At 69.1% G+C, this 24047-nt stretch carries 23 protein-coding genes and 4 pseudogenes; 12 read left to right on the top strand and 15 right to left on the bottom strand.

What is annotated here, in order from left to right; translation table 11 throughout:
• Window positions 1-436: pseudogene (locus A5756_RS26425) on the top strand (protein translocase subunit SecD); the annotation flags it as partial.
• Here A5756_RS26425 and A5756_RS07685 read toward each other — a convergent pair.
• Window positions 429-1010, bottom strand: a pseudogene (locus A5756_RS07685) (protein translocase subunit SecD); the annotation flags it as partial. The pseudogenes A5756_RS26425 and A5756_RS07685 sit on opposite strands and share 8 nt — an antisense overlap.
• A 115-nt stretch (window positions 1011-1125) precedes the next feature.
• Window positions 1126-1467 (bottom strand): preprotein translocase subunit YajC, encoded by a 342-nt coding sequence (gene yajC / locus A5756_RS07690; RefSeq protein ID WP_066949979.1) that lies wholly within the window; start codon window positions 1465-1467, stop codon window positions 1126-1128.
• A 205-nt stretch (window positions 1468-1672) separates the two neighbouring features.
• Between yajC and gabT the strand changes: the two genes are divergently transcribed.
• Both gabT and car read left to right on the top strand, forming a co-directional pair.
• Window positions 1673-3013 carry a 4-aminobutyrate--2-oxoglutarate transaminase gene (gabT, locus tag A5756_RS07695; protein WP_066949982.1) on the top strand — a complete coding sequence of 447 codons (1341 nt, stop codon included), beginning with the start codon at window positions 1673-1675 and terminating at the stop codon, window positions 3011-3013.
• A 160-nt stretch (window positions 3014-3173) separates the two neighbouring features.
• Window positions 3174-6707, top strand: a complete 3534-nt coding sequence (gene car, locus A5756_RS07700) for a carboxylic acid reductase (protein ID WP_066949985.1) — start codon at window positions 3174-3176, stop codon at window positions 6705-6707.
• Window positions 6708-6770: 63 nt separating this feature from the next.
• Here the strand turns inward: car and A5756_RS07705 are convergent, their stop codons facing one another.
• The 6 genes from A5756_RS07705 to ruvC form a co-directional block, all read right to left on the bottom strand.
• On the bottom strand, window positions 6771-7457 hold the full coding sequence (locus tag A5756_RS07705; protein WP_066949988.1) for a hypothetical protein: 687 nt from the start codon (window positions 7455-7457) through the stop codon (window positions 6771-6773).
• 128 nt (window positions 7458-7585) lie between these two features.
• Window positions 7586-7972, bottom strand: a complete 387-nt coding sequence (locus tag A5756_RS07710; protein WP_066949991.1) for a DUF1304 domain-containing protein — start codon at window positions 7970-7972, stop codon at window positions 7586-7588.
• A 138-nt stretch (window positions 7973-8110) separates the two neighbouring features.
• Window positions 8111-8791, bottom strand: coding sequence for a hypothetical protein (locus A5756_RS07715; RefSeq protein ID WP_066949994.1), 681 nt, complete (start codon window positions 8789-8791; stop codon window positions 8111-8113).
• Between the two features lie 252 nt (window positions 8792-9043).
• A complete protein-coding gene (gene ruvB, locus A5756_RS07720; RefSeq protein ID WP_066949997.1) occupies window positions 9044-10090 on the bottom strand; it encodes a Holliday junction branch migration DNA helicase RuvB in 1047 nt (348 codons plus the stop codon).
• A 73-nt stretch (window positions 10091-10163) separates the two neighbouring features.
• Entirely contained in the window at window positions 10164-10763 is a 600-nt protein-coding gene (gene ruvA / locus A5756_RS07725) for a Holliday junction branch migration protein RuvA (protein WP_066950001.1), read from the bottom strand.
• Window positions 10760-11314: a crossover junction endodeoxyribonuclease RuvC gene (ruvC, locus tag A5756_RS07730; RefSeq protein WP_066950004.1), complete on the bottom strand. Its 555-nt coding sequence runs from the start codon at window positions 11312-11314 to the stop codon at window positions 10760-10762. The genes ruvA and ruvC overlap by 4 nt, the downstream gene beginning before the upstream one ends.
• A 182-nt stretch (window positions 11315-11496) precedes the next feature.
• Here ruvC and A5756_RS07735 point away from each other — a divergent pair, with 182 nt between their 5' ends.
• From A5756_RS07735 to A5756_RS07755, 5 genes are read left to right on the top strand one after another with little or no spacing between them, the layout of a single operon-like run.
• The gene (locus A5756_RS07735; RefSeq protein ID WP_066950007.1) at window positions 11497-12108 is read left to right on the top strand and encodes a DUF4178 domain-containing protein; all 612 of its coding nucleotides are present in this window, start codon (window positions 11497-11499) and stop codon (window positions 12106-12108) included.
• 9 nt (window positions 12109-12117) lie between these two features.
• Window positions 12118-12630 (top strand): DUF2617 family protein, encoded by a 513-nt coding sequence (locus tag A5756_RS07740; RefSeq protein WP_066950010.1) that lies wholly within the window; start codon window positions 12118-12120, stop codon window positions 12628-12630.
• On the top strand, window positions 12627-13058 hold the full coding sequence (locus tag A5756_RS07745; protein WP_066950575.1) for a DUF4247 domain-containing protein: 432 nt from the start codon (window positions 12627-12629) through the stop codon (window positions 13056-13058). Before A5756_RS07740 ends, A5756_RS07745 begins: the two co-directional genes overlap by 4 nt.
• 27 nt (window positions 13059-13085) lie before the next feature.
• Complete coding sequence (locus A5756_RS07750) at window positions 13086-13541, top strand: DUF350 domain-containing protein (protein WP_066950014.1); 456 nt, start codon at window positions 13086-13088, stop codon at window positions 13539-13541.
• On the top strand, window positions 13538-15124 hold the full coding sequence (locus A5756_RS07755; RefSeq protein ID WP_066950016.1) for a polyamine aminopropyltransferase: 1587 nt from the start codon (window positions 13538-13540) through the stop codon (window positions 15122-15124). The genes A5756_RS07750 and A5756_RS07755 overlap by 4 nt, the downstream gene beginning before the upstream one ends.
• A gap of 6 nt (window positions 15125-15130) precedes the next feature.
• On the opposite strand, the gene A5756_RS07760 is transcribed toward A5756_RS07755, so the two are convergent.
• The 4 genes from A5756_RS07760 to pdxS form a co-directional block, all read right to left on the bottom strand.
• The gene (locus A5756_RS07760; protein WP_066950019.1) at window positions 15131-15886 is read right to left on the bottom strand and encodes a YebC/PmpR family DNA-binding transcriptional regulator; all 756 of its coding nucleotides are present in this window, start codon (window positions 15884-15886) and stop codon (window positions 15131-15133) included.
• A gap of 214 nt (window positions 15887-16100) precedes the next feature.
• Window positions 16101-16697 (bottom strand): pyridoxal 5'-phosphate synthase glutaminase subunit PdxT, encoded by a 597-nt coding sequence (gene pdxT, locus A5756_RS07765; protein WP_066950022.1) that lies wholly within the window; start codon window positions 16695-16697, stop codon window positions 16101-16103.
• Complete coding sequence (tesB, locus tag A5756_RS07770) at window positions 16694-17530, bottom strand: acyl-CoA thioesterase II (RefSeq protein WP_066950025.1); 837 nt, start codon at window positions 17528-17530, stop codon at window positions 16694-16696. Before tesB ends, pdxT begins: the two co-directional genes overlap by 4 nt.
• A gap of 9 nt (window positions 17531-17539) precedes the next feature.
• Window positions 17540-18388 (bottom strand): pyridoxal 5'-phosphate synthase lyase subunit PdxS, encoded by an 849-nt coding sequence (pdxS, locus tag A5756_RS07775; RefSeq protein ID WP_231989162.1) that lies wholly within the window; start codon window positions 18386-18388, stop codon window positions 17540-17542.
• A 359-nt stretch (window positions 18389-18747) separates the two neighbouring features.
• On the opposite strand from pdxS, the pseudogene A5756_RS25335 reads away from it, so the two are divergent.
• The 4 genes and pseudogenes from A5756_RS25335 to A5756_RS07790 form a co-directional block, all read left to right on the top strand.
• Window positions 18748-19100 (top strand): annotated as a pseudogene (locus A5756_RS25335) (PPE family protein); the annotation flags it as partial.
• Between the two features lie 363 nt (window positions 19101-19463).
• Window positions 19464-19748, top strand: a complete 285-nt coding sequence (locus tag A5756_RS26430; RefSeq protein WP_232005333.1) for a hypothetical protein — start codon at window positions 19464-19466, stop codon at window positions 19746-19748.
• A gap of 42 nt (window positions 19749-19790) precedes the next feature.
• Window positions 19791-19981, top strand: a pseudogene (locus A5756_RS25340) (PE family protein); the annotation flags it as partial.
• Window positions 19982-20128: 147 nt separating this feature from the next.
• A complete protein-coding gene (locus tag A5756_RS07790) occupies window positions 20129-20959 on the top strand; it encodes a PE-PPE domain-containing protein (RefSeq protein ID WP_231989163.1) in 831 nt (276 codons plus the stop codon).
• Window positions 20960-20964: 5 nt separating this feature from the next.
• On the opposite strand, the gene A5756_RS07795 is transcribed toward A5756_RS07790, so the two are convergent.
• Genes A5756_RS07795 through A5756_RS07805 form a run of 3 tightly spaced genes read right to left on the bottom strand, consistent with a single transcriptional unit; the run spans window position 20965 to window position 24043 of the window.
• Window positions 20965-21990 (bottom strand): NUDIX hydrolase, encoded by a 1026-nt coding sequence (locus A5756_RS07795; protein ID WP_066950042.1) that lies wholly within the window; start codon window positions 21988-21990, stop codon window positions 20965-20967.
• Window positions 21990-23114, bottom strand: a complete 1125-nt coding sequence (locus A5756_RS07800; RefSeq protein WP_066950045.1) for a glycosyltransferase family 4 protein — start codon at window positions 23112-23114, stop codon at window positions 21990-21992. Before A5756_RS07800 ends, A5756_RS07795 begins: the two co-directional genes overlap by 1 nt.
• Window positions 23114-24043, bottom strand: a complete 930-nt coding sequence (locus A5756_RS07805) for a phosphatidylinositol mannoside acyltransferase (RefSeq protein WP_066950578.1) — start codon at window positions 24041-24043, stop codon at window positions 23114-23116. Before A5756_RS07805 ends, A5756_RS07800 begins: the two co-directional genes overlap by 1 nt.
• Window positions 24044-24047 lie beyond the last annotated feature (4 nt).

A 24047-nucleotide genomic window follows, 5' to 3' on the forward strand; every position in this document is an offset into this window, starting at 1 on the left:
CACGCCCTGGCGGGTGCTCTGCCGCCACTTCTTCTCATCGGCGATGCGGGCGGCGGCGCCTGGCGCGGCTCGGGCGGCGCCCGCGGGCAACGCCCCACCGGCCGACGTACCCCCGGCCGAGCAGCCGGCGCCGCCCGATCCGCGCAAGGAGCTCGCCGACCGCATCGCCGATGAGAAGAAGTGGCGGCAGAGCACCCGCCAGGGCGTCCAGTTCCTCGCTTTGCAGTTCCAGGCGACCCGCTGCGACAAAGAGGACATCCTGGCCGGCAACGACGATCCGAACCTGCCGCTGGTGACGTGCTCGACCGACCACAAGGTGGCCTACCTGCTGGCGCCGTCGATCATCAGCGGCGACCAGATCCAGGACGCCACGTCCGGCATGAACCAGCGCGGCATCGGTTACGTCGTGGACGTGCAATTCCGCCCCGCGGCGGCGGGTCCTGGGGATAGGGCCGCGGCTGAGCCGGCGGTCGGCCGCCGGGCGGCGCGGGCTGAGCCGGTGCTGGCTGGCCGGACGGCGGCGGCACCTGGCCCGACGCGGGCGCCTGGCCCGGCGGCGGCGCCTGGCCCGGGGGCGGCGCCTGGCCCGGGGGCGGTGCCTTCGGGGCGGGCTTGGGCTGGACGGCCTGCGCGGGCATCGAGTTCAGCACCGGGCGGATGTAGAGGCGGGCTGTCTGGCCCAGGTTGCGGGCCTCGTTGCCGTCATTGCCGGGCACGGTGATGACCAGGTTGTCGCCGTCGACAACCACTTCGGAACCGGACACGCCAAGCCCGTTGACGCGCGCACTGATGATCTGCTGCGCCTGTGCCAGCGCATCGCGGCTCGGGCGCGACCCGTCCGGGGTGCGCGCGGTCAACGTGACGCGGGTACCGCCCTGCAGGTCGATGCCGAGCTTGGGGGCGGCGCGCTTGTCCCCGGTCAGGAAGACCAACAGGTAGACGCCGACGAGCAGCAACAAGAAAACCGACAGGTAGCGGGCAGGGTGCACCGGCGCCGAAGACGATGCCACGTTCCTTCTATCTCCTCGAGTAGCGGTTCTTACCCCGGACAGAGCCCGCAACAGAGCCTAGTGCCGCGCACGCGCCCGTTGCGCAAGCGGTCCGCCGCGGCGGACCGATCTTCCGTCAGGAATCCTTGATAACCCGGCCCTCGTCGGATTCTGCCAAGTCGTCGGCGTCGTCACCGTCGGCCAGGTCTTCATCGTCGTCGGGCAGGATCCGGTCGCGGATGGCCAGCTTCATCCACGTGGTCACCACGCCGGGGGCGATCTCCAGATCCACGGTGTCCTCCGTGAACGCGACGACCGTCGCCTGCAGACCGGACGTCGTGTGCACGCGGTCCCCCGGCTGCAGTGACTCGTGCAGGTCGATGGTGGCCTGCATCGCGCGCTTCTGGCGGCGCGACGCGAAGTACATGAACCCACCCATGATGAGCAGGAAGGGCAGGAACAGGATCAAACTCTCCATGACGGGCCTGTCTTTCGTAGTGGCATTTAAGGCACTTCTTGTCGCCGGGTGCCGGAACGACCCGCGGGCCGCGCACCTCGTACCGGCCAGTGTGCCATTGCCGCAGGTCGCTCCCGACCGCCGCGGTGCGCGGGAGGCCCGACGCCGCCGCGCCGGATAGGCTTTAGTGGCGACGTGACAGGCGCGCCGCGGTGAGGAGAAGATCGTGGCCGGCCTCGAGCAGACTCGCCAGCTGGTCACCGAAATCCCCGGTCCCGCTTCGCTGGAACTGACCAAACGGCGCGCCGCGGCGGTGTCCCATGGGGTCAACGTCTCGCTGCCGGTGTTCGTCGCGCGCGCCTCCGGCGGCATCATCGAGGACGTCGACGGCAACCGGCTCATCGACCTGGCGTCGGGCATCGCGGTGACCACCATCGGCAATTCCGCACCCCGGGTGGTGGAGGCCGTGCGCGCGCAGGTCGCGGAGTTCACTCACACCTGTTTCATGGTCGCGCCGTACGAGCAGTACATCGCCGTCGCCGAGGAGCTCAACCGGATCACGCCGGGCTCCGGCGAGAAGCGTTCGGTGTTGTTCAACTCCGGCGCCGAGGCGGTCGAGAACGCCGTCAAGGTCGCACGCACCTACACGCGCAAGCCCGCTGTCGTGGCGTTCAACCACGCCTATCACGGCCGCACCAACCTGGCGATGGCGCTGACCGCCAAGTCCAAGCCCTACAAGAGCGGCTTCGGCCCGTTCGCGCCGGAGGTCTACCGCGCCCCGATGTCCTACCCCTACCGGGACGGCCTGACCGATAAGGAGCTGGCCACCGACGGGGAGAAGGCCGCCGCGCGGGCGATCGACGTGATCGAGAGTCAGGTCGGTGCCGACAGCCTCGCCGCCGTGATCATCGAACCGATCGCGGGCGAGGGCGGATTCATCGTGCCCGCCGAAGGGTTCCTGCCCGCCCTGCTCGACTGGTGCCGCAGCAACGACGTGGTGTTCATCGCCGACGAGGTGCAGACCGGCTTCGCGCGCACCGGCGCGATGTTCGCCTGCGAGCACGAGGGCATAGAACCCGACCTGATCTGCACCGCCAAGGGCATTGCCGACGGGCTGCCGCTGTCGGCGGTCACCGGCCGCGCGCCGATCATGGACGCATCGCACGTCGGCGGTTTGGGCGGCACCTTCGGCGGTAACCCGATCGCTTGCGCGGCAGCACTGGCCACCATCACCACGATCGAAAGTGACGGGTTGATCGAGCGCGCTCAGCAATTGGAACGGCTGATCACCGAACCGTTGTTGCGTCTGCAGGCCGGCGATGACCGGATCGGCGATGTGCGTGGCCGCGGCGCCATGATCGCCATCGAGTTGGTGAAGTCAGGGACCTCGGAACCCGACGCGGAGCTGACTCAGAAATTGTCCACCGCGGCCCACGCCGCCGGGGTCGTCGTGTTGACCTGCGGCATGTTCGGCAACATCATCCGGCTGCTGCCGCCGCTGCCGATCAGCGACGAGCTGCTCAACGAGGGGCTCGACATCCTCGGCCGGCTCCTGGGCGACCTGTAAGACCGGTAAGACCCGGGGACTCATCGGCTCGCGTGGGCAATCTCACAACGACCGCGGCGGCGCGCCCATGGTGGAATACCGTTACTTTAGCTAACGTTCTAAACGTCAGCGCATCGGCGCGAAAACGACTCACTATCTTTCATTGCAAGGGAATTTGTTTATGTCGACCATCAATCGCGACGAGCGGCTCGAGCGCCGCATCGAGGACCTGACCGCCAACGACCCGCAGTTCGCCGCCGCGCGTCCCGACCCGGCCGTCGAGGCCGCCGTCGAGAAGCCCGGGATGCCACTCCCGCACGTCATCCGCACCGTGCTCAAGGGGTATGCGGACCGGCCGGCCCTCGCGCACCGCGCGGTGGAGTATGTCGAGGACGCGGCGACCGGACGCACCAGGCTGGAGCTGATCCCCCGCTACGAAACCATCACGTACGGCCAGCTGGCCGACCGCGTCGAAGCGCTCGGCCGCGCCTGGGCCAACGACGAGGTACACGTCGGTGACCGGGTCTGTGTGTTGGGCTTCAACAGCGTCGACTACGCCACCATCGACATGGCGCTGGCCGTCATCAGCGCGGTGTCGGTGCCGCTGCAGACCAGCGCGTCGCTTACGTCGCTGCAGCCGATCGTGACCGAGACCGAGCCCACCGTGATAGCGGCGAGCGTGAATCAGCTGCCCGAGGCCGTGGAGTTGATTCTGAGCGGCCACCGGCCCGCCAAGCTGGTCGCGTTCGACTACCACCCCGAGGTCGACGACGAGCGCGAGGCCGTGGAAACCGCGCGCACGCGGTTGGCAGAGGCCGACGTGCTGGTGGAGACCCTGGCCGAGGTGCTCGGGCGCGGCAAGGCGCTGCCGGAAACGGTCATCCCCGCCAGCGAGGAATCCGACCCGCTGGCCCTGCTGATCTACACCTCCGGCAGCACCGGCGCACCCAAGGGCGCGATGTACCCGCAGAGCAACGTCGCCAAGATCTGGCGCCGGGGCAGCAGGAACTGGTTCGGCGAAAGCGCCGCGTCGATCACCCTCAACTTCATGCCGATGAGCCACGTCATGGGCCGCGGCATCCTGTACGGCACGCTGGGCAACGGCGGCACCGCCTACTTCGCCGCCAAGAGCGACCTCTCCACGCTGCTGGAGGACCTCGAGCTGGTGCGGCCGACCGAGCTGAACTTCGTGCCGCGCATCTGGGAGACCCTGTTCGGCGAATTCCAGCGCCAGGTGGAGCGGCGGCTGTCCGAGGGCGGCGACCGCGAGGCTGTGGCGGCTCAGGTGCTGGCCGAGCAGCGCCAGTATCTGCTGGGCGGGCGGTTCATCTTCGCGATGACGGGCTCGGCCCCGACCTCGCCGGAGCTGCGCGCCTGGGTCGAGTCCCTGCTCGAGATGCACCTGATGGACGGCTACGGCTCGACCGAGGCCGGGATGGTGCTGTTCGACGGCGAGATCCAGCGTCCGCCGGTGATCGATTACAAGCTCGTCGACGTGCCGGACCTGGGCTACTTCAGCACCGACCGGCCGCACCCGCGCGGTGAGCTGTTGCTGCGCACCGAGAACATGTTCCCGGGCTACTACAAGCGGGCCGAGACCACCGCCAACGTGTTCGACGAGGACGGCTACTACCGGACCGGCGACGTGTTCGCCGAGATCGCGCCCGACAAGCTGGTGTACGTCGACCGCCGCAACAACGTGCTCAAGCTGGCGCAGGGCGAGTTCGTCACCCTGGCCAAGCTGGAGGCCGAGTTCGGCAACAGCCCGCTGGTGCGCCAGATCTACGTCTACGGCAACAGCGCCCAGCCCTACCTGCTGGCCGTCGTGGTGCCCACCGAGGAGGCGCTGGCCTCGGGCGACCTCGAGACGCTCAAGCCGAAGATCGCCGACTCGCTCCAGAACGTCGCCCGTCAGGTGGGCCTGCAGTCCTACGAGGTGCCCCGCGACTTCATCATCGAGACCACACCGTTCAGCCTGGAGAACGGTCTGCTGACCGGGATCCGCAAGCTGGCGTGGCCGAAGCTGAAGCAGCACTACGGCGAGCGGCTCGAGCAGCTCTACGCCGAGCTCGCCGAGGGGCAGGCCAACGAGCTCGCCGAATTGCGCCGCAACGGCGCGAGCGCGCCGGTGCTGCAGACGGTGAGCCGGGCAGCGGCCGCGATGCTGGGCACGGCGAGCACCGAGCTGACCCCCGACGCGCACTTCACCGATCTGGGCGGAGACTCGTTGTCGGCGTTGACGTTCGGCAACCTGCTGCGCGAGATCTTCGACATCGACGTCCCGGTGGGCGTCATCGTCAGCCCGGCCAGCGACCTGCAGGCCATCGCCAACTACATCGAGGGCGAGCGCCAGGGCACCAAGCGGCCCACCTTCGCCGCGGTGCACGGTCGCCCCAAAGATCAAGCGACCACGGTGCACGCCGGCGACCTCACCCTGGACAAGTTCCTCGAGGCCGAGACGCTGGCCGCCGCGCCCAGCCTGCCCAAGCCCACCACCGAGGTGCGGACGGTGTTGCTGACCGGCGCGACCGGCTTCCTGGGCCGCTACCTGGCCCTGGAGTGGCTCGAGCGGATGGACATGGTCGACGGCAAGGTCATCGCCTTGGTGCGCGCCAAATCCGACGACGAGGCGCGCGCCCGGCTGGACAAGACCTTCGGCGTGGGCTCCGCGCACAGCGACCCAGCGTTGGTGGCGCACTATCAGGAGCTGGCCGCCGACCACCTCGAAGTGATCGCCGGTGACAAGGGCGAGGCCAACCTCGGTCTGGAGCAGCAGACCTGGCAGCGGCTGGCCGACACCGTCGACCTGATCGTCGACCCGGCCGCTCTGGTCAACCACGTCCTGCCCTACAGCGAGCTGTTCGGCCCCAACGCGCTCGGCACCGCCGAACTGATCCGGATCGCGCTCACCACCAAGCTGAAGCCGTACACCTACGTGTCGACGATCGGCGTCGGTGACCAGATCAAGCCGGGCGAGTTCGTCGAGGATGCCGACGTCCGGCAGATCAGCGCAACCCGGGCGATCAACGACAACTACGCCAACGGCTACGGCAACAGCAAGTGGGCCGGCGAGGTGCTGCTGCGCGAGGCACACGACCTGTGTGGCCTGCCCGTCGCGGTCTTCCGGTGCGACATGATCCTGGCCGACACCACCTACGCCGGCCAGCTCAACCTGCCGGACATGTTCACCCGGCTGATGCTGAGCCTGGTCGCCACCGGTGTCGCACCCGGTTCGTTCTACGAGCTGGACGCCGAGGGCAACCGTCAGCGTTCGCACTACGACGGCCTGCCGGTCGAGTTCATCGCCGCGGCGATCTCGACGCTGGGGATGCAGGTGCTGGACACCGGGGACGGCTTCCAGACGTACCACGTGATGAACCCGTACGACGACGGCATCGGCCTCGACGAGTACGTCGACTGGCTGATCGACGCCGGCTATGGGATCCAGCGGATCGCCGACTACGGCGAATGGCTGCGGCGGTTCGATCAGACGATGCGGGGCCTGCCCGAGCGGCAACGCCAGTATTCGCTGCTACCACTGCTGCACAACTACCAGCGGCCCGAGCAGCCGATCAACGGATCGATGGCCCCGACCGACCGCTTCCGCGCCGCGGTGCAGGAGGCGAAAATCGGCCCCGACAAAGACATTCCACATGTCTCGGCGCCGATCATCGTCAAGTACATCACGGACCTGCAGCTGCTCGGACTGCTGTAAGCACAAGACAGCGATCGCCCAGTCCGTGACGGACTGGGCGATCGCTGTTTCTAGCTGAACCGGTTACTGCTGTGGGTGTGGCCAGCGCAGGTACGCGGCGTTGGCGCCCGACGCCGGGCGATGGCGACGCCACCCCCGCTTCGGCTCCGGGTCGGCAGCCGTACGCGGCTTGGTCAACGCGCCCGAGGACACCTCGGCGGGCTCGTACGCCGAGTCGCGGTAAGGCTCGACGCCAGGCGCCGACACGGCTGTCGCCGGCGCTACGGGCTGGACGTCCCGCGCCAGCCGCACGGCCGTGCGGGCGAGCACCACACCGCCGACGAAGACGATCAGCGCACCCAGTCCGGAGAAATAGCTGACTTCGAGCACCGCACGCTTGCGCTCGGTGGCGGCGACGGGGTCACCGGCGGAGCCGATTCCCAGCAGCGGCGCGAGCTGACCACCGACGATGAACCAGGCGCCGGACAGCACCGCCAGCCATCCGCCCAGCATGGCCGCCACCCGATTTCCGGCGATGATCAACAACAGACCGCCCAGCACGGTCGCGGCTCCCGGCAGGACCTCGAGCCACCCACGAGCCGAACTCCACGCCCACTCCCGGTCGGGTGAGTAGGCGAAATTGAAGCGCGGTCCGACAAACGGTATTAACGCCCCCCAAGCTCCCAAGATGACCAGGAGCAATCCGCTGACCGCGCCACGCGAACGCGGCATGCTCAGCCCGCGGGTTTGGCCGTCTTCTGCGTATTTCATGATTTCCCCTCGTTGAATACCGGGCCTATTTCCGGCCGGAGATGGGTACCCGGCGGTTTCCAGTCGTAACCCATCGGGCACGTGAACACCACCGCTCCCGGTGACGATTGGGGCTGGTGAGGCTGCTGTTACTGCTGAAGTCCGAGCAGCAGCAGCACGATCGCGATCACCGGGAAGGCACCCTGCGTCACCGCGGCGCGCGCCTTCTCCGGCGCGGACAAGAGCAGCACCACGGCGGCCGCCGCCATCGAACCGACGCCGGCGAAAATCAGCGCCGCGCCAACTGCGTTGTGCCGCAACATGATCGCGGCAATGCCCAGGCCGCTGACCACCGCCAGGAACAAGTTGTAGAAGCCCTGGTTGAAGGCCAGCAGCTTGGTGGTCTCGGCTTCCTCGGCCGTGGTGCTGAACGTGGCACGGGTGCGCGGCGAGGTCCAGGTCAACGATTCCATCACGAAGATGTACACGTGCAATAACGCCGCCAATGCGGCGAATACCAACCCGGCGGCGATCATCGCTCCTCCTCGCTCGTCGAGGCCCGCATGTCCCCGGCGCCGGTGACTCTACCGACCTGCGGGTGGCGGAGTGCCGTGACGCGAAAGGGCGCCGGTAGCCAATCGGCTACCGGCGCCTCCCGAGTTGGCGGTTACCGCCTACACGCCGGCGTGGTGGTGGCGGTGGAACAGGCCGCCGCCCGCGCGCCGGCCGAACAGGCCACGCCCGCGCGGCTCCGGCTCGGCTGCCGTTGCGTCCGCCCGAGCCGCCGTCACGCCGCGAGTCTCGTCGTACATGCCGGGCTCACCCGCCGGTACGGCGTCGCCCGCCACCGGCGCCGGTTCCCTCACCACGACATCGCGTGCGTGCCGAACGGCCAGGCGCGCGACGGCCGCCCCGCCCAGGAACACGATCAAGGCGCCCAGACCGGTGAAGTAGGTGATCTCGAGCAGGGCTCGCTTCAGGTCCGTGGACGCCACCGGTTGACCGAGGCCCCCGATGCCCAGCGTCGACGCGAACGCGCGGCCCACCACGAACCACGCGCCGCCGGCGACCGCCAGCCAGCCGCCGAACACGGCGCTGGCCCGGTTACCGGACAACAGCACGAGCAGGCCGCCCAGTGCGGTAGCGGCCCCGGGAAGCACCTCGAGCCAGCCCTTGGTCGTCGTCCACGTCCAGGCCGGGTCGGACATGTACGCCCAATCGATGTTGGGCCCGAAGAACGGCACCAATGCGCCCCAGGCGCCCAACAGAATCAGGAGCAGGCCGGTCAGCGCGCCGCGGGTGCGCGGCATGTACAGCGCGCGAGGGCGTTCATAGTCGTAGCGCGTGGTCCTCATCAGAATCTCCTTCAACAGGTATTGCTGTTGTGAGCTTGGTTACCCGACGGCGCCCACGTATAACCTGCTGCGGGCCGCGCATGTGGTTTGCTGCGAACCTTCACCCAGATGCCCGCCGCGCCGGTGGCGGCCCTCTGAGCAGGCCGGATCCCGCCGGCGCGCGTGCGCGCACCGGCTCGGCGGAAAGGTCACGATTTGGCCGCAATCGGCCGGGCCGCCGACGGTGGCGGTCCGCTTCGCCCGCCTACGCCCCTAGTCGAACAGACCGGGTTGGCCCAAACCGGCCGCGCCCGCCGGTGGGCTCATGCCCAGGTGAGTCCACGCCTGAGCGGTGGCCACCCGGCCCCGGGGGGTGCGGGCCACCATTCCGGCGCGAACCAGGAACGGCTCGCAGACCTCCTCGACGGTGGTCGCCTCCTCGCCGACCGCCACCGCCAGCGTCGAAACCCCGACCGGCCCGCCGCCGAAACTGCGGGTCAGCGCCGAGAGCACCGCCCGGTCCAACCGGTCCAGGCCGAGTTCGTCGACGTCGTAGACCGCCAGCGCGGACTTGGCCACGTCACGGGTGATCACCCCGTCGGCGCGGACCTCGGCGAAGTCCCGGACCCGGCGCAGCAGCCGGTTGGCGATGCGCGGCGTGCCGCGCGAGCGCCGGGCGATCTCCTGGGCCGCCTCGGCGCCCAGCCCGATACCCAGAATGCCGGCGGAGCGGGCCAGCACCCGCTCCAGCTCGGCGGGCTCGTAAAAGTCCATGTGCGCGGTGAAACCGAACCGGTCGCGCAGCGGTCCGGTCAGCGCGCCGGACCGGGTGGTCGCGCCGACCAGGGTGAAGGGCGCCACCTCCAGGGGGATCGACGTCGCCCCGGGACCCTTACCCACCACCACGTCGACCCGGAAGTCCTCCATGGCCAGGTACAACATTTCCTCCGCCGGCCGGGCGATGCGGTGGATCTCGTCGATGAACAGCACGTCGTGCTCGACCAGATTGGACAGCATGGCGGCGAGGTCGCCGGCGCGTTCCAGCGCGGGGCCCGACGTCACCCGCAACGACGTCCCGAGTTCGGCCGCGATGATCATGGCCAGCGACGTCTTGCCGAGCCCGGGCGGACCCGACAGCAGGATGTGATCAGGCGTGCCGCCGCGGTTCTTGGCCCCCTCGATCACCAGTTGGAGCTGTTCGCGCACCCGCGGCTGGCCGATGAACTCTTGCAGCGAACGCGGCCGCAGGCTGACGTCGATGTCACCCTCCCCGACGGAAAGCGCCGGGGAGAGCTCGCGGTCGGCGTAGTCGTCGGTCATTTGCGCCGCTCTCCCCCGCAAGCGGGTGGTGCCCCCACCTCATCGCTTCGCTCTGCATCGTCGCCGGCGCGGGTCATCGCGACTTACCCAGCAGCGACAGGGCGGCCCGCAGGGCGCCGGACGTCGTCGCGTCCTGCTCGGTGGCCAGCACCTTGTCGGTGGCCTCCTCGGCCTGCTTGACGGCGAAGCCCAGACCGACCAGGGCCTCCACCACCGGGCCCCGGACCGCGTGCCCGTTGACCACTGATGCGCCGCCCGGTGCGCCCGCGGTGACGGCGCCGACCTTGTCCCGCAGCTCGAGCACCATCCGCTCGGCGCCGCGTTTGCCGATCCCAGGCACCCGGGTCAGCGCGGTGACGTCGCTGTCGTGCAGTACCTGCCGCAGCGCCGCGGCGTCGTGAACCGCCAGCGTCGCCATGGCCAACCGTGGCCCCACGCCCGACACCGTCAGCAGCGTGAGGAAGAGGTCGCGGGTGTCGGAGTCTGGAAACCCGTACAGCGTCATCGAGTCCTCGCGGACCACCATCGCGGTGATCAGCCGGGCCTCGGTCCCGGTGCGCAGGGTCGCCAACGTCGACGGTGTCGCGTTCACCCGGTAGCCGACGCCGGCGGCCTCGATCACCGCATGGTCGAGCGCCACCTCGAGCACCTCGCCGCGCACCGACGCGATCATCGCGCGGCCTTGAGCTTGGCCAGATACTTGTGCCGCTGCTGCTCGGCCAGCGCCTCGGCCGCGGCCATCCGGGCCATCATCGGCGCCCGCCAGCAGTGACAGATCGCCAGCGCCAGCGCGTCGGCGGCGTCGGCCGGGGTCGGTTTGGCTTGCAGCGCAAGGATTTTGGTGACCATCGCGGTGACCTGAGCCTTGTCGGCGGCGCCGTTGCCCGTCACCGCGGCCTTCACCTCGCTCGGGGTGTGAAAGTGCACGTCGATGCCGCGCTTGGCGGCCGCCAGCGCGACGACCCCGCCGGCCTGCGCGGTGCCCATCACCGTCGAGACGTTCAGCTGGGAGAACACCCGCTCGATGGCCACCACATCCGGCTGATGGGTGGCCAGCCAGTGCTCGACGGCATCGCTGATGGCCAGCAGCCTGTGGGCCAGCGGCGCATCAGACGGGGTCCGAACCACGTCGACGTCGAGCGCGACCACGCTACGCCCGCTCCCACTTTCCACCACCGAAAGTCCGCATCGGGTCAGTCCGGGGTCGACGCCCATCACGCGCATTGCCCGCTCCCACCTGTAGAACAGCTGTTCGATACCCTAGCGGCCGGGGGCGACGGCTCCGCGGACGACACGCGGCGGCGCCGCCGATTCCCGGCTCGGGACGTTACAGCGCCGAACCCACGCAAAAGCTGTTAGCTTTTACCCCACGTTCGCTCAAGCAATGTGGCAACGGAAGGGTTTGCGTGGGATCACTGCTGGTCATTATCGCGATCGTGCTGTTCATCGCGTCAATCGTGGTGTTGGTCATCGCTTTGCGGCGCCCCAAGCAACCGGCCCCGCCGCGCGGACGCCAGGATCCCCTCTCGTTCAACGCGATGCCGGAATTCGGCCCCCGCCAACTCGGCCCCGGCGCGATCGTCAGCTACGGCGGCGTCGACTACGTGGTCCGCGGATCGGTGACGTATCGCGAGGGCCCGTTCGTGTGGTGGGAGCATCTGCTGGAGGGCGGCGACCAGCCGATCTGGTTCAGCGTCGAAGAGGACGACGGGCGCCTCGAGCTGGCGATGTGGGTCAGCCGCAAGGACATCCAACTGCAGCCGGGTGACTCTTACGTCGTCGACGGGGTGACGTTTCACGAGTCCGAACGCGGTCGCGCCTCGTTCACGACCGAGGGCACCACGGGCCTGCCGGCGGGCGGCGAGATGGAGTTCGTCGACTGCGCCAACTCCGACGAGTCCGCGCTGCTCTCGTTCGAGCGCTGGGCGCCGGGCATGCCGTGGGAGGTTTCGACCGGCAAGCCCGTGCTCACGGGCGAGCTGACCGTGTATCCGGCACCCCCGCCCTCCTCCCCCTAGGGCGCGTCGGTGCCCCTTCATCAACTCGTCGTGGCCCCTTCGGACGTCTCCGGCCAAAAGCTCGGCCTCGCGCTCAACGCGCCCGCACCGCCGCCGCTGGCGACCTGCCTTCTGCACCACCCCGGCGGCGGCGCCCTGCGGCTGGGGGTCCTGGGCGCATCGCACGTCGTCACCGTCGAGCACGGCGCGGGCCGGTTCTCCGAGGAGGTCTCCTGCACGGCACGCGGCCTCGGCGTCGACCTGCCGGAGCACACGGCCGCGCCCGGCTACTCCCTGCAATCCCGCACCGACTCCTACGACGAGGCGGCCTTCCGCCGGATGGCGCGCGACCTTCGTGACCGGTGCGCGCGGGAAAAGGGCTGGCTCGGTGGCACTTTCCCCGGCGACGACGCCGCGCTGACCGCGCTGGCCGCCGAACCCGACGGCGCCGGCTGGTATTGGCAGACCTGGCACCTCTACCCGCGCAGCCCTTTTGGCTCGGGCGGCGACGTGGTGCACACGGTGAGCCGGTGGCACCCGTGAGCCGCAATCGCCTGTTCGTGATCGCCGGTGCGCTGGCCGTCGCGGCCGTCGCCTGCCTGGTGCCCGGAATCATTCTGTCGCAGAAGAACATTGCTTCCTACATCGCGAGCCACTATCACGAGTACTCCCACGACGCGAACGGGAAGCGCTACGAATGCAGCGGGCCTCCCGACGACGTGGCCGACGCGCTCGCCGAGTATCAGGCCCCCGAGGCGCGGGCCGCCAACGGCGACAGCGAGTACCTGCGCTACAGCAGCAACATCGTGATCGTCGGCCCCGACGGCAATCGCCCGTGCAGCATCCGCCTGGAAGGCCTGAACGCCGGATACAGCCACGGCGCTTTCATCTTCCTGGGCCCCGGATTCAGCCCCGGCTCACCCTCGGGCGGCGCCGGGGGTACGCCCGGCGGCCCCGGCGGAACCAAGTGACGGCTCACCACCACAAAGGAGAAAACCATGTACCTCGCCGTCGAGATCGGCACCGTCGATCTCAATCCCGTCCTGAAGGGCGCAGTCGCAACCATCCTGTACTTCCTGGTCGGCATGGCAGTGCTGCTTATCGGGTTCTACGCGGTCGACGTGTTGACCCCGGGCAATCTGCGCCGGCTGGTGTTCATCGACCGCCGCCCCAACGCCGTCATGGTCGCGGGCGCGATGTACATCGCCCTGACCGTGGTCATCATCACCGCCATCGCGAACAGCTATAGCCAGCTGGGTCAGGGGCTCGTCGGTGTGGCGGTGTACGGGCTGATGGGCGTGATCCTGCTGGGCATAGCGCTGCTCACGATGCACCTGCTGATACCGGGAAGTTTCCACGAGCACATCGACGAGCCGGAGCTGCATCCGGGATCGTTCGCGGTGGCGCTGATATTGCTCGCCGTGGGAGGGGTCACGGCCGCTGCGGTGTCATGACCTCCGTTGATCTGCCGGTGCCAGAGGTGAGCCGGCCCGCGGAGCCCTCGGTGCGCTGGCGCGCCGTGCTGCTGGCCGCCGTTGCGGCATGTGCGGCGTCCGGCATCGTCTACGAACTCGCGCTGCTCACCCTGGCGGCGAGCCTCAACGGCGGCGGCATCGTCGCCACGTCACTGATCGTCGCGGGCTACATCGCCGCGCTCGGGGTGGGGGCCCTGGTGGTCAAGCCGCTGCTGGCGCACGCGGCGATCGCGTTCATCGCGGTGGAGGTGCTGCTGAGCATCGTCGGCGGGTTGTCCGCGGCGGCCCTGTACACGGTGTTCGCCTTCATCGACGACGAATCGATGTGGATGCTGGCGGTGGGCACCGCCCTGATCGGTGGGCTGGTCGGCGCCGAGGTGCCGCTGCTGATGACGATGCTGCAGCGCGGTCGCAGTGGCGAGGCGCCCGACACCGGCCGGACGCTGGCCAACCTCAACGCCGCCGACTACCTCGGCGCGCTGCTGGGCGGGCTGGTGTGGCCGTTCCTGCTCTTGCCCCACCTGGGCATGATCCGCGGCGCGGCGGCCACCGGCATCGTCAATCTCCTGGCGGCGGCCGTCGTGGCGATCTTCGTGCTGCGCCGGGCGGTTTCGGCCCGCCAACTGGCGACGGCGCTGTGCGCGCTCGCCGCAGCGCTCGCCCTCCTGGTCACACTGCTGGCGCGGTCGGCCGACATCGAAACCACGAGCAGGCAGCGCCTCTACGCCGACCCGATCATCGCCTATCAACACTCGGCCTACCAGGAGATCGTGGTCACCCAGCGCGGTAACGACATGCGCCTTTACCTCGACGGGGGCCTGCAATTCTCCACCCGGGACGAGTACCGCTACACCGAAAGCCTGGTCTACCCCGCGCTCGGGGCGAGCGCGCGATCGGTCCTCGTCCTCGGTGGCGGCGACGGGCTGGTGGCCCGCGAGTTACTGCGTCAGCCGGGCATCACGAAGATCGTGCAGGTGGAGCTCGACGCCGCGGTGATTCAGTTGGCGCGCACCACGATGCGCCGGGCCAACGGCGGCTCGCTGGACAGCCCGCGGGTCAAGGTGGTCATCGACGACGCGATGCGCTGGTTGCGCTCGCCGCACCCGGACGTCGTCCCGCCCGGGGGCTTCGACGCGGTCATCGTCGACCTGCCCGACCCCGACACCCCGGTCCTGGGGCGGCTGTATTCGACCGAGTTCTACGGCCTCGTCGGGCACGCGCTCGCCGAAGATGGCCTGATGGTCGTGCAGGCGGGCAGTCCGTTCTCGACGCAGACCGCATTCTGGCGCACCGCCTCGTCCATCCGCGCGGCCGGCTACGCGGTGACGCCCTACCACGTCTATGTGCCGACGTTCGGTGACTGGGGTTTCGCGCTGGCCCGCCGCGGGGGCGGCGCACCCACGCCCACCGTGCCGCCCAACGCACCCCCGCTGCGTTTCCTGAACCAGCACGTCCTCGACGCCGCCACGGTGTTCCCCGACGACACCCGCCCCCGCCCGCTCGAGCCCTCGACGCTGGACAATCCACGCATCGTCGAGGACATGCGGCACGGCTACGACTAGAGGCGGTTACTCGTCGTCGAGAGCGGCCAGCACCTCGTCCGACAGATCGACGTTGGTCCAGACGTTCTGCACATCGTCGCTGTCCTCGAGGGCGTCGACGAGCTTGAACACCTTCCGGGCGCCGTCGACGTCCACCGGCACGCTGACCGAAGGCTGGAAGCTGGCCTCGGCGGACTCGTAGTCGATACCGGCGTCCTGCAACGCGGTGCGCACCGCGACCAGATCGGTTGGCTCCGAGATGATCTCGAAGCTCTCACCGAGGTCGTTGACGTCCTCGGCGCCGGCGTCGAGAACCGCCGTCAGCACGTCGTCTTCAGTGAGCCCGTTCTTCTCCAGCGTGACGACCCCCTTGCGGGTGAACAGATACGAGACCGAGCCCGGATCGGCCATGGTGCCGCCGTTGCGGGTCACCGCCACCCGGACCTCGCCGGCGGCGCGGTTGCGGTTGTCGGTCAGGCATTCGATCAGCACCGCCACGCCGTTGGGCCCGTAGCCCTCGTACATGATCGTCTGGTAGTCGGCGCCGCCGGCTTCCTCGCCGGCGCCGCGCTTGCGGGCACGCTCGATGTTGTCGTTGGGCACCGAGGTCTTCTTCGCCTTCTGGATGGCGTCGTAGAGCGTCGGATTGCCCGCCGGGTCCCCACCGCCGGTCCGCGCGGCGACCTCGATGTTCTTGATGAGCCGGGCGAACTCCTTGCCGCGGCGCGCGTCTTTGACGGCCTTCTGATGCTTGGTGGTGGCCCACTTGGAATGGCCGCTCATTGGTGTCTCTTACCTCTTCTGTCTTCGAAGTTTCGCCAGACGAGTCTACGTGGGCGGGTGGCGGCGATCGCCCGGCCGCTCCCCTAGCGGCCCAGCCGCCTCAGCAGTCACAAGGACCCAGGGATATGCGCCTTCCCGAAATTGATATCGCGCGCGCTATCAATTTCCGGGATCGCAGCACCACCCGAAAACTGGTGCGGATGTGACCGGTGCGTCAGGCGTTGCCGTTGACAATGTCCACGAAGAGCTGGTGGACGCGCCGGTCGCCGGTCATCTCGGGGTGAAACGCCGTCGCCAGCTTCGCGCCTTGCCGCACCGCGACCGTGTGCCCGGACGCTTCGGCCAGCGCCTGCACGTCGGCGCCGGCGCGCTCCACCCAGGGGGCGCGGATGAACACCGCGCGCACCGGACCGTCCAAACCGGCGAACGGTATGTCGCCCTCGAACGAGTCGACCTGCCGCCCAAAGGCGTTGCGTCGCACGGTCATATCGATCGCACGCAGCGGCAGCGCCTCCCGGCCGCCCGCGCCGGCGTCGAGGATTTCGCTGGCCAGCAGGATCATCCCGGCGCACGCGCCATAGGCCGGCAGCCCGTCGGCCAGCAGCCCGCGTAGCGGCTCCAACAGGTCGAGGTCGAGCAGCAGGTGGCTCATGGTGGTGGATTCGCCACCGGGAATCACCAGACCGTCGACCTTCTCCAGCTCCGCGCGGCGCCGCACCGGCATCGACTCGGCCCCGGCTTCGCGCAGCGCCGCCAGGTGCTCGCGGGTATCGCCCTGCAGCGCCAGCACCCCGATCAGGGGACGGCTCACGGCTGGAATCCGCGCTGGAAGCGGGTCAGCCCCTCCTGCATGACCGCCGCCACCATCTCGCCGGACTGGGTGAAGATCTTGCCCTGGCACAGCGAGCGACCGCCGCTGGCCGACGGCGAGGACTGGTCGTAGAGCAGCCACTCGTCGGCCCGGAACGCCCGCATGAACCACATCGCGTGATCCAGCGACGCGACCTGCAGATGCTGGCGGACATCGAGGTGGTTGACCTGCGCCGACCCCAGGAGCGTGAGGTCGCTCATGTAGGCCAGCGCGCAGATGTGCAGCACCGGGTCGTCCGGCAGCGGGTCGCGGTGGCGAAACCACACCTGCTGCTGGGATGCCTTGCCGGGCGACAGCTGCAAGCGCTCGCGCGGCACGATGCAGACGTCCCACTCCTCGAACTGCTTGAAGCCGGCGTCGTCGAACACCTTGATCGAGTCCAGACCGGGCAGCCCGTCTGGCGGCGGCGCCGCCGGCATGACGTCCTGGTGGTGGATGCCCTCCTGGTCGGTCTGGAAGGACGCCCCCATGCTGAAGATGATTTCGCCGTGCTGAATGGCATTGACGCGCCGGGTGGCAAACGAGCCGCCGTCGCGGGTGCGCTCGACGATGAAGACCGTGGGCTCGTTGGCGTCCCCGGGTCGCAGGAAGTAACCGTGCAGCGAGTGCACCTGGTAGCGCGGGTCGACCGTGCGCACCGCCGACACCAGTGACTGCCCGGCCACGTGGCCACCGAACGTGCGCTGGAAATATCCCGACTCCGGGCTGAACACCCGACCGCGGTAGATGTTGACCTCGAGTTGCTCGAGATCAAGGATCTCTTCGATCGCCACGGACTGTTTTTACCAGCCGCGTTCGGCAAGCCGGTGGGGCTGCGCGATCTGCTCGACGTTGATCCCCACCATGGCCTCGCCCAGCCCGCGCGACACCTTGGCCAACACGTCCGGGTCGTCGTAGAACGTGGTGGCCTTGACGATGGCGGCGGCGCGCTGCGCGGGATCCCCCGACTTGAAGATCCCCGAGCCGACGAACACGCCCTCGGCTCCGAGCTGCATCATCATCGCCGCGTCGGCCGGCGTGGCGATGCCGCCCGCGGTGAACAGGGTGACCGGCAGCTTGCCGGCCCGGGCCACCTCGACGACCAGGTCGTAGGGCGCCCGCAATTCCTTTGCGGCGACGAACAATTCGTCGTCCGACATCGACATCAGCCGCCTGATCTCGCCACCGATCGCCCGCATGTGCGTGGTCGCGTTGGAGACGTCGCCGGTACCGGCCTCGCCCTTGGACCGGATCATCGCCGCGCCCTCGCTGATGCGGCGCAGGGCCTCGCCCAGATTGGTGGCCCCGCACACGAACGGCACGGTGAACTTCCACTTGTCGATGTGGTGGGTGTAGTCCGCGGGGGTCAGCACCTCGGACTCGTCGACGTAGTCGACGCCGAGGCTCTGCAGGATCTGGGCCTCGACGAAGTGCCCGATGCGCGCCTTGGCCATCACCGGGATCGTCACCGCAGCGATGATGCCCTCGATCATGTCGGGGTCGCTCATCCGCGACACGCCGCCCTGGGCGCGGATGTCGGCGGGCACCCGCTCCAGCGCCATCACCGCGACGGCGCCGGCGCCCTCCGCGATGCGGGCCTGCTCCGGGGTGACGACGTCCATGATGACGCCGCCCTTGAGCATCTCGGCCATGCCGCGCTTGACGCGCGCGGTGCCGGTTCCGCTGCCGTTGGGTGACGCGGCGGTATCCACTGCTGATCTCCTTCAACCGTTGTCACCCCAGTCTAGTGGGGGCGGGAGACGAGTTTTCCCACTGTGGACCCACAAAAGGGGCCGATTGGCCCTAGGCCCGTAAATCGACCCCTTGCTACACACTTCATGGTTAGTTTGCTCACATCGCGGATTCGAACACGACGAATAGCGGGCCGCCTCGCACCGGGGATGGCGGCCGCCGACCTGGCTGAGGAGGGGTCAGGATGTTGCCGGATTTCGTGCTCTTGCCGCCGGAGATCAACTCCGCGCGGATGTATGCGGGACCGCGCTCGGGTTCGATGTGGGCAGCGGCGGCGGCGTGGGACGCGTTGGCCGCCCAGTTGGGCTCCGCGGCAAGTTCCTTCCAGTCGACGGTGTCGACCCTGACGGGTGGGGCATGGCAGGGTCCCGCGTCGATGACGATGGCGACGGCCGCCGCACCGTACGTGCAGTGGATGACCGCGACGTCGGCGCAGGCAGAGTCGGTGGCCAACCAAACCCGGTTGTCGGCAGCCGCGTTCGAGGCGGCGTTCACCGCGACGGTGCCCCGGAGGTGGTTGCGGCCAACCGGGCGCTGCTGGCATCGCTCATCGCGACCAACCTCCTGGGCCAGAACACCGCGGCTATCGCGGCGACCGAAGCCCAGTACGCCGAGATGTGGGCCCAGGACGTGACGGCGATGACCGCCTACGACGCCAGTACCCGGGCGGCCGAGGCGACGTGGACCCCGTTCAGCAACCCACCCCTCACCCTGACGAGCCTGCCCACCCCGACCTTCACCTCGTTCGGGGAGCAGCTTTTTCAGGCCCTGACCCAGACGCTGACCCAGCAGCTGATGAACCCGATGTCGCAGCTGCAGATGCTCTCGACGCCCGCCCAGTTCGCGATGGAGCCCATGAACATGATGGTGGGCCAGCTGATGTCCGGCACCAATCCGTTGCTGAGCGGCGCGGGCAGCGTCCCCGCGATGGATCCGGTCGTGGCGTCGACGGTCAGCCCCGGCACCGGCGGCCCCATGACCGCGCAGCTCGCCGGGCGCGTGGTCTCGGCCAGTACGGGCCGGGCCGGTTCGATTGGGGCGCTGTCCGTCCCGGCGAGCTGGGCCGGCGCGGCGCCGGCGGCGGCCCCGACTCCCGCGGCCACGGTGGCACCCAGTGCCCCGGTCAGCCCCATTTCGGCGAGCCTGCCCACCACGCCGCACCTGCCCTCCACGGGCATCCCCGGGCGGGGGACGGCCACGGCCACGCATTCGATCGCCGGAACGCGCGAAGGCCTGACACCGCGCGCGGTGCCGAGTTAGTCAGGAGCGGCGATGTCGTTCGTGATCACCGACCCCGACGCCATGGCGGCGGCCGCCGACGAGCTGCAAGCGATCGGCTCGTCCATGGAGGCGACGAACGCGGCCGTGGCCGCCCCACGACGGGAGTGCTACCGCCGGCTACGGATTCGGTGTCGGTGCGCGTGGCGGCGATGCTGGACACGCATGCCCAGCAGTACCAGGCGCTCAGCGCGCAGGCGGAACTGTTTCACAACCAGTTCGTGGAGACCCTGATCACGGCAAAGACCGCGTACGCCGAATCAGAGGCCACGAACGCGGCCGCCATGCAGTCGTCGACGGGGTCGGACAAGATCGCGCTGATCATGGGCGGCACCGGCAACCCGTCGCCGGACCTCAGGTACATGACGTCCATCGAACAGGCGTATCTCGCCCAGAATTACTCCGGGTACACCCTGGTGAGTTTGCGTACGCCTGAACAGTTTTGGCCGATCACCGGGCTCGGCAGCGAAACCTTCGGCAAGTCGGTCTACCAGGGTGTGGCAACGCTGAACAGTGCAATCCTGACTCAGACCGCCGCCGGCAATCACGTTGTCGTCGTCGGTTATTCGCAGAGCGCGACCATTGCCAGCATGGAAATGCGCTACCTTCAGGCTCTGCCGGCCGCCCTACGGCCGAGTCAGGACCTGCTGAACTTCGTATTGCTCGCCGACCCGAACAATCCGATGGGCGGCATCTTGACGCACTTCATTCCGGGCTTCGGTGCGTTTCACTTCGCCACCCCGCTGACGACGTCCTACGCGACCTCCATTTTCACGCTGCAATACGACGCGATTGCCGACTTCCCGCTGCATCCCTTGTGGCTCCCGTCGGACCTCAACGCCCTTTTCGGGTTCCTGGATCTGCACCACACGGTCCCCTTCCTCTCCGCGGCACAAGTCGCCAGCGCCCTGCACGAGCAGATCGGCAACCTGACCTTCTATTTCATGCCCACCACACAATTGCCGCTGCTCGATCCGCTGCGCATGTTCCTGCCCATCATCGGAAATCCGTTGGCAGACTTGCTGCAACCGTTCCTCAAGCCGATCGTCGACCTGGGCTATGCGCCCGGGCTCTTCCCGGGTCCGGTGAGCATTGCGGGGTATCTCGGCCCAGGCGTCGCGTCCGGAATTGGGAACCCGCTGTTTGCGGGATTGCCGCCGTTGGTCTCCAACGGTCTACCGAGCGGGTTCTGACCGCGTCAGCGGATCGATTGCAGCGGGCCCGGCGCGCGGCCGCCGGCCAGCGCGGCCGCGTCGGTGAGCAGTTCGGACAGCTGCATCGGGTACACCGTCTCACCGGCCGCGCCCAGTCGGGCGATCTCAGCGGAATCACACCAGCGGTGGCCGTGGATGTAGCTGCGTTCCAAGTCCGTTCGGTCCGCAGCGGACGGCTCGAAGCGGTGGGTGCGGTGTACGAAGTAGAACTCTTCGCTGTCGATCAAGGCGCCGTTGAACTCGAACACCTCGTCACGCCGCCACACGGGGCCGATCATCTCCGCCGGCGCCACTCGTAACCCGGTCTCTTCGGCCAACTCCCGGGCGGCCGCCTCGGCCAGCCGCTCCCCCTTGCGCACCTCGCCGCCCACGGTGATCCACCACCTCGGCGCGTGATCGCGGGCGATCGCCGGATCCGAACCGCGCAGCAGCAGCACCGCGCCGGTCTCGTCGAGCAGCACCACGCGCGCGGACGTGCGGTGGCTGAGCACCCCGTGGTCTCCGTGGGCCAGCGCGTGCGGCCGCTCGACGATCTCGAAATAGCTGGGCAGCGCGGCGGTTCCGCCGAGACGGAGCGTCCGCACCAGGAATCGTTCGCGCAGTGCCAGGGTGTCCCGCACGGCGTCGTTGTGGAAGCGGCGGGCCAGCACCACCCTGGCCTCCGCGTCGGCCAGCTCGGCGATCAGCCCGGCCGGCAGCGACGCCGGATCGACGATCGCCAGCGCGGCCGAAAGCTCGTTCTCGCACGACTCACGCGCCTGCCGCGGCGCGGCCTCGGCGGCGTCGGCCAGCGCGGCCAGCCGCCTGCCCTCGGAGGCACCGCCGTAGGCGTCGATGGCGACCGCACGCGCGACGACCGCGCGCCGCGCCAGCGCACCGTCGAGCGCCTGCCACGACAGGTCGTAGCGGACGTGCAGCCGGTCCAGCCGGTTGGCCGTCTGATACGCCCAGGCACCCAATATCGCCAGGAGCCCCACCAGTATCGCGATGGGAACGATCAGCCACGTCATCAGCTCGCCACCTTGACCTTGGCGCCGGCCGCGGCGACCGTCTCGTATACGCGTGTGATCTGGCTGGCCACCACCGACCAGTCGTAGCGCTGGACCGCGGCCGAACCGGCCGCCACGTAGCGTTCGCGCAGCACATCGTTTTCTAGCACCGAGACAAGGGCATCCGCGAGCGCTACGCCGTCGCCGACTGGCACCAGGCACCCGACTTCGCCGTCACACAACACGCGCCGGAAGGCGTCGAGGTCGCTGGCGACCACCGCGGTGCCGGCGGCCATCGCCTCGACGAGGACGATGCCGAAGCTCTCGCCGCCGAGGTGCGGCGCGCAGTACACGTCGGCGCTGCGCATCGCCGAGGCCTTCCCGGCGTCGTCGACCTGACCCAGAAAGCGAATATGCTTCACCAATTCGCCTGCCTGGCCGCGCAATTCGTCCTCGTCGCCGCGGCCGACGATGAGCAGCTGCACATCCGGCAAGCGCTGGACCACCCCGGGCAGGGCGTCGAGCAGGACCGACATGCCCTTGCGCGGCTCGTCGTAGCGGCCCAGGAACAGTACCGTCTTGCCCGGCCGCGGGTAGCCGTCCAGCGGCGGCGCCGAGGCGAACGAGTCGACGTCTACCCCGTTGGGGATCTCGACCGCGTCGGTGCCGAGCGCCTCCATCTGCCAGCGGCGGGCCAGGTCGGATACGGCGATCCGGCCGACGATCTTCTCGTGCATCGGGCGCAGGATGCCCTGAAACACCGTCAGCGTCAGCGACTTGGTGGTTGAGGTGTGAAACGTCGCAACGATCGGCCCCGCGGCGATGTTGAGGGCCAGCATCGACAGGCTCGGCGCGTTCGGCTCGTGCAGGTGAAGGACGTCGAAATCGCCTTCGGCAAGCCACTTTTTGACCTTGCGGTGCGTCGCCGGGCCGAACCGCAGCCGGGCCACCGAGCCGTTGTAGGGAATGGGGACGGCCTTGCCGGCGGAGACGACGTAGTCGGGCAGGGCCGCGTGCGGCGAAGCCGGAGCGAGGACGCTGACGTCGTGGCCGCGCCTGCGCATCACCTCGGCCAGCTGCAGGACGTGCGACTGCACCCCGCCCGGAACGTCGAACGAGTATGGGCAGACCATCCCGATCCGCATCAGGTCTCCCTAAGCCGCGCCCGTTTGGCGTCCGACAGGTCGGCCAGCCACTGGGGTTGCAGCATGTGCCAGTCCTCGGGGTGGGCGGCGATGTTCTCGGCGAACCGGTCGGCCAGCGCCTGGGTGATGGCCTGCACGTCGCCGCTGCTGCAGTCCAGCGGCGGCTGGATCCAGACCCGCGAACCGTCGTCGGCGAACCAGCAATGCGAGGGCAGCAGCGCCGCCCCGGTCTCGATCGCCAGCTTCGCCGGCCCGGCCGGCATCCGGGTGGGTTCACCGAAGAACTCGACCTCGACGCCGGAGCGGGTGAGGTCACGTTCGGCCATCAGGCAGACCACCCGGTTGTCGCGCAGCCGGTCACACAGCACCTCGAAGGGCGGCCGGTCGCCGCCGGACAGCGGCAGCACCTCGAAGCCGAGGCTTTCCCGGTAGTCGATGAAACGCCGATACAGCGATTCGGGTTTGAGCCGCTCGGCGACGGTAGTGAAGGTGCCGCGCGTCTGCGCCAGCCACACCCCGGCCATGTCCCAGTTGCCGCTGTGCGGCAACGCGCAGACCGCCCCGCGGCCCTTCGCCAGCGCCGCGTCCAGGTTGTCTGCCCCCTTGAATGTCTCGTCGAGTTGGCGGGCGACCGCGCGAAGATCCATCCCCGGCAGGCGAAACGCCTCACGCCAGTAGCGGGCGTAGGAGGCCAGCGAGGCCCGCATCAGCGCGTCGGGCACCTCGGCGGGCGGCACGCCGATGACGCGGGCCAGGTTCTTGCGCAGTTGGTCCGGGCCGCCGCCGCGGGCCGCATAGCGGGCGCCCGCCCCGAAAGCGGTGCGCGCGGCGAATTCCGGCATCGCGCGCACGGCCATCCAGCCGGCGGCGTACCCCCAGTCGCTCGCGGTGCCGGATGCCAGGCGGCGGGGGGTGGCGATCAAACCCATGCCC

This window comes from Mycobacterium sp. 852002-53434_SCH5985345, assembly GCF_001667155.1.
Classification (GTDB): domain Bacteria; phylum Actinomycetota; class Actinomycetes; order Mycobacteriales; family Mycobacteriaceae; genus Mycobacterium.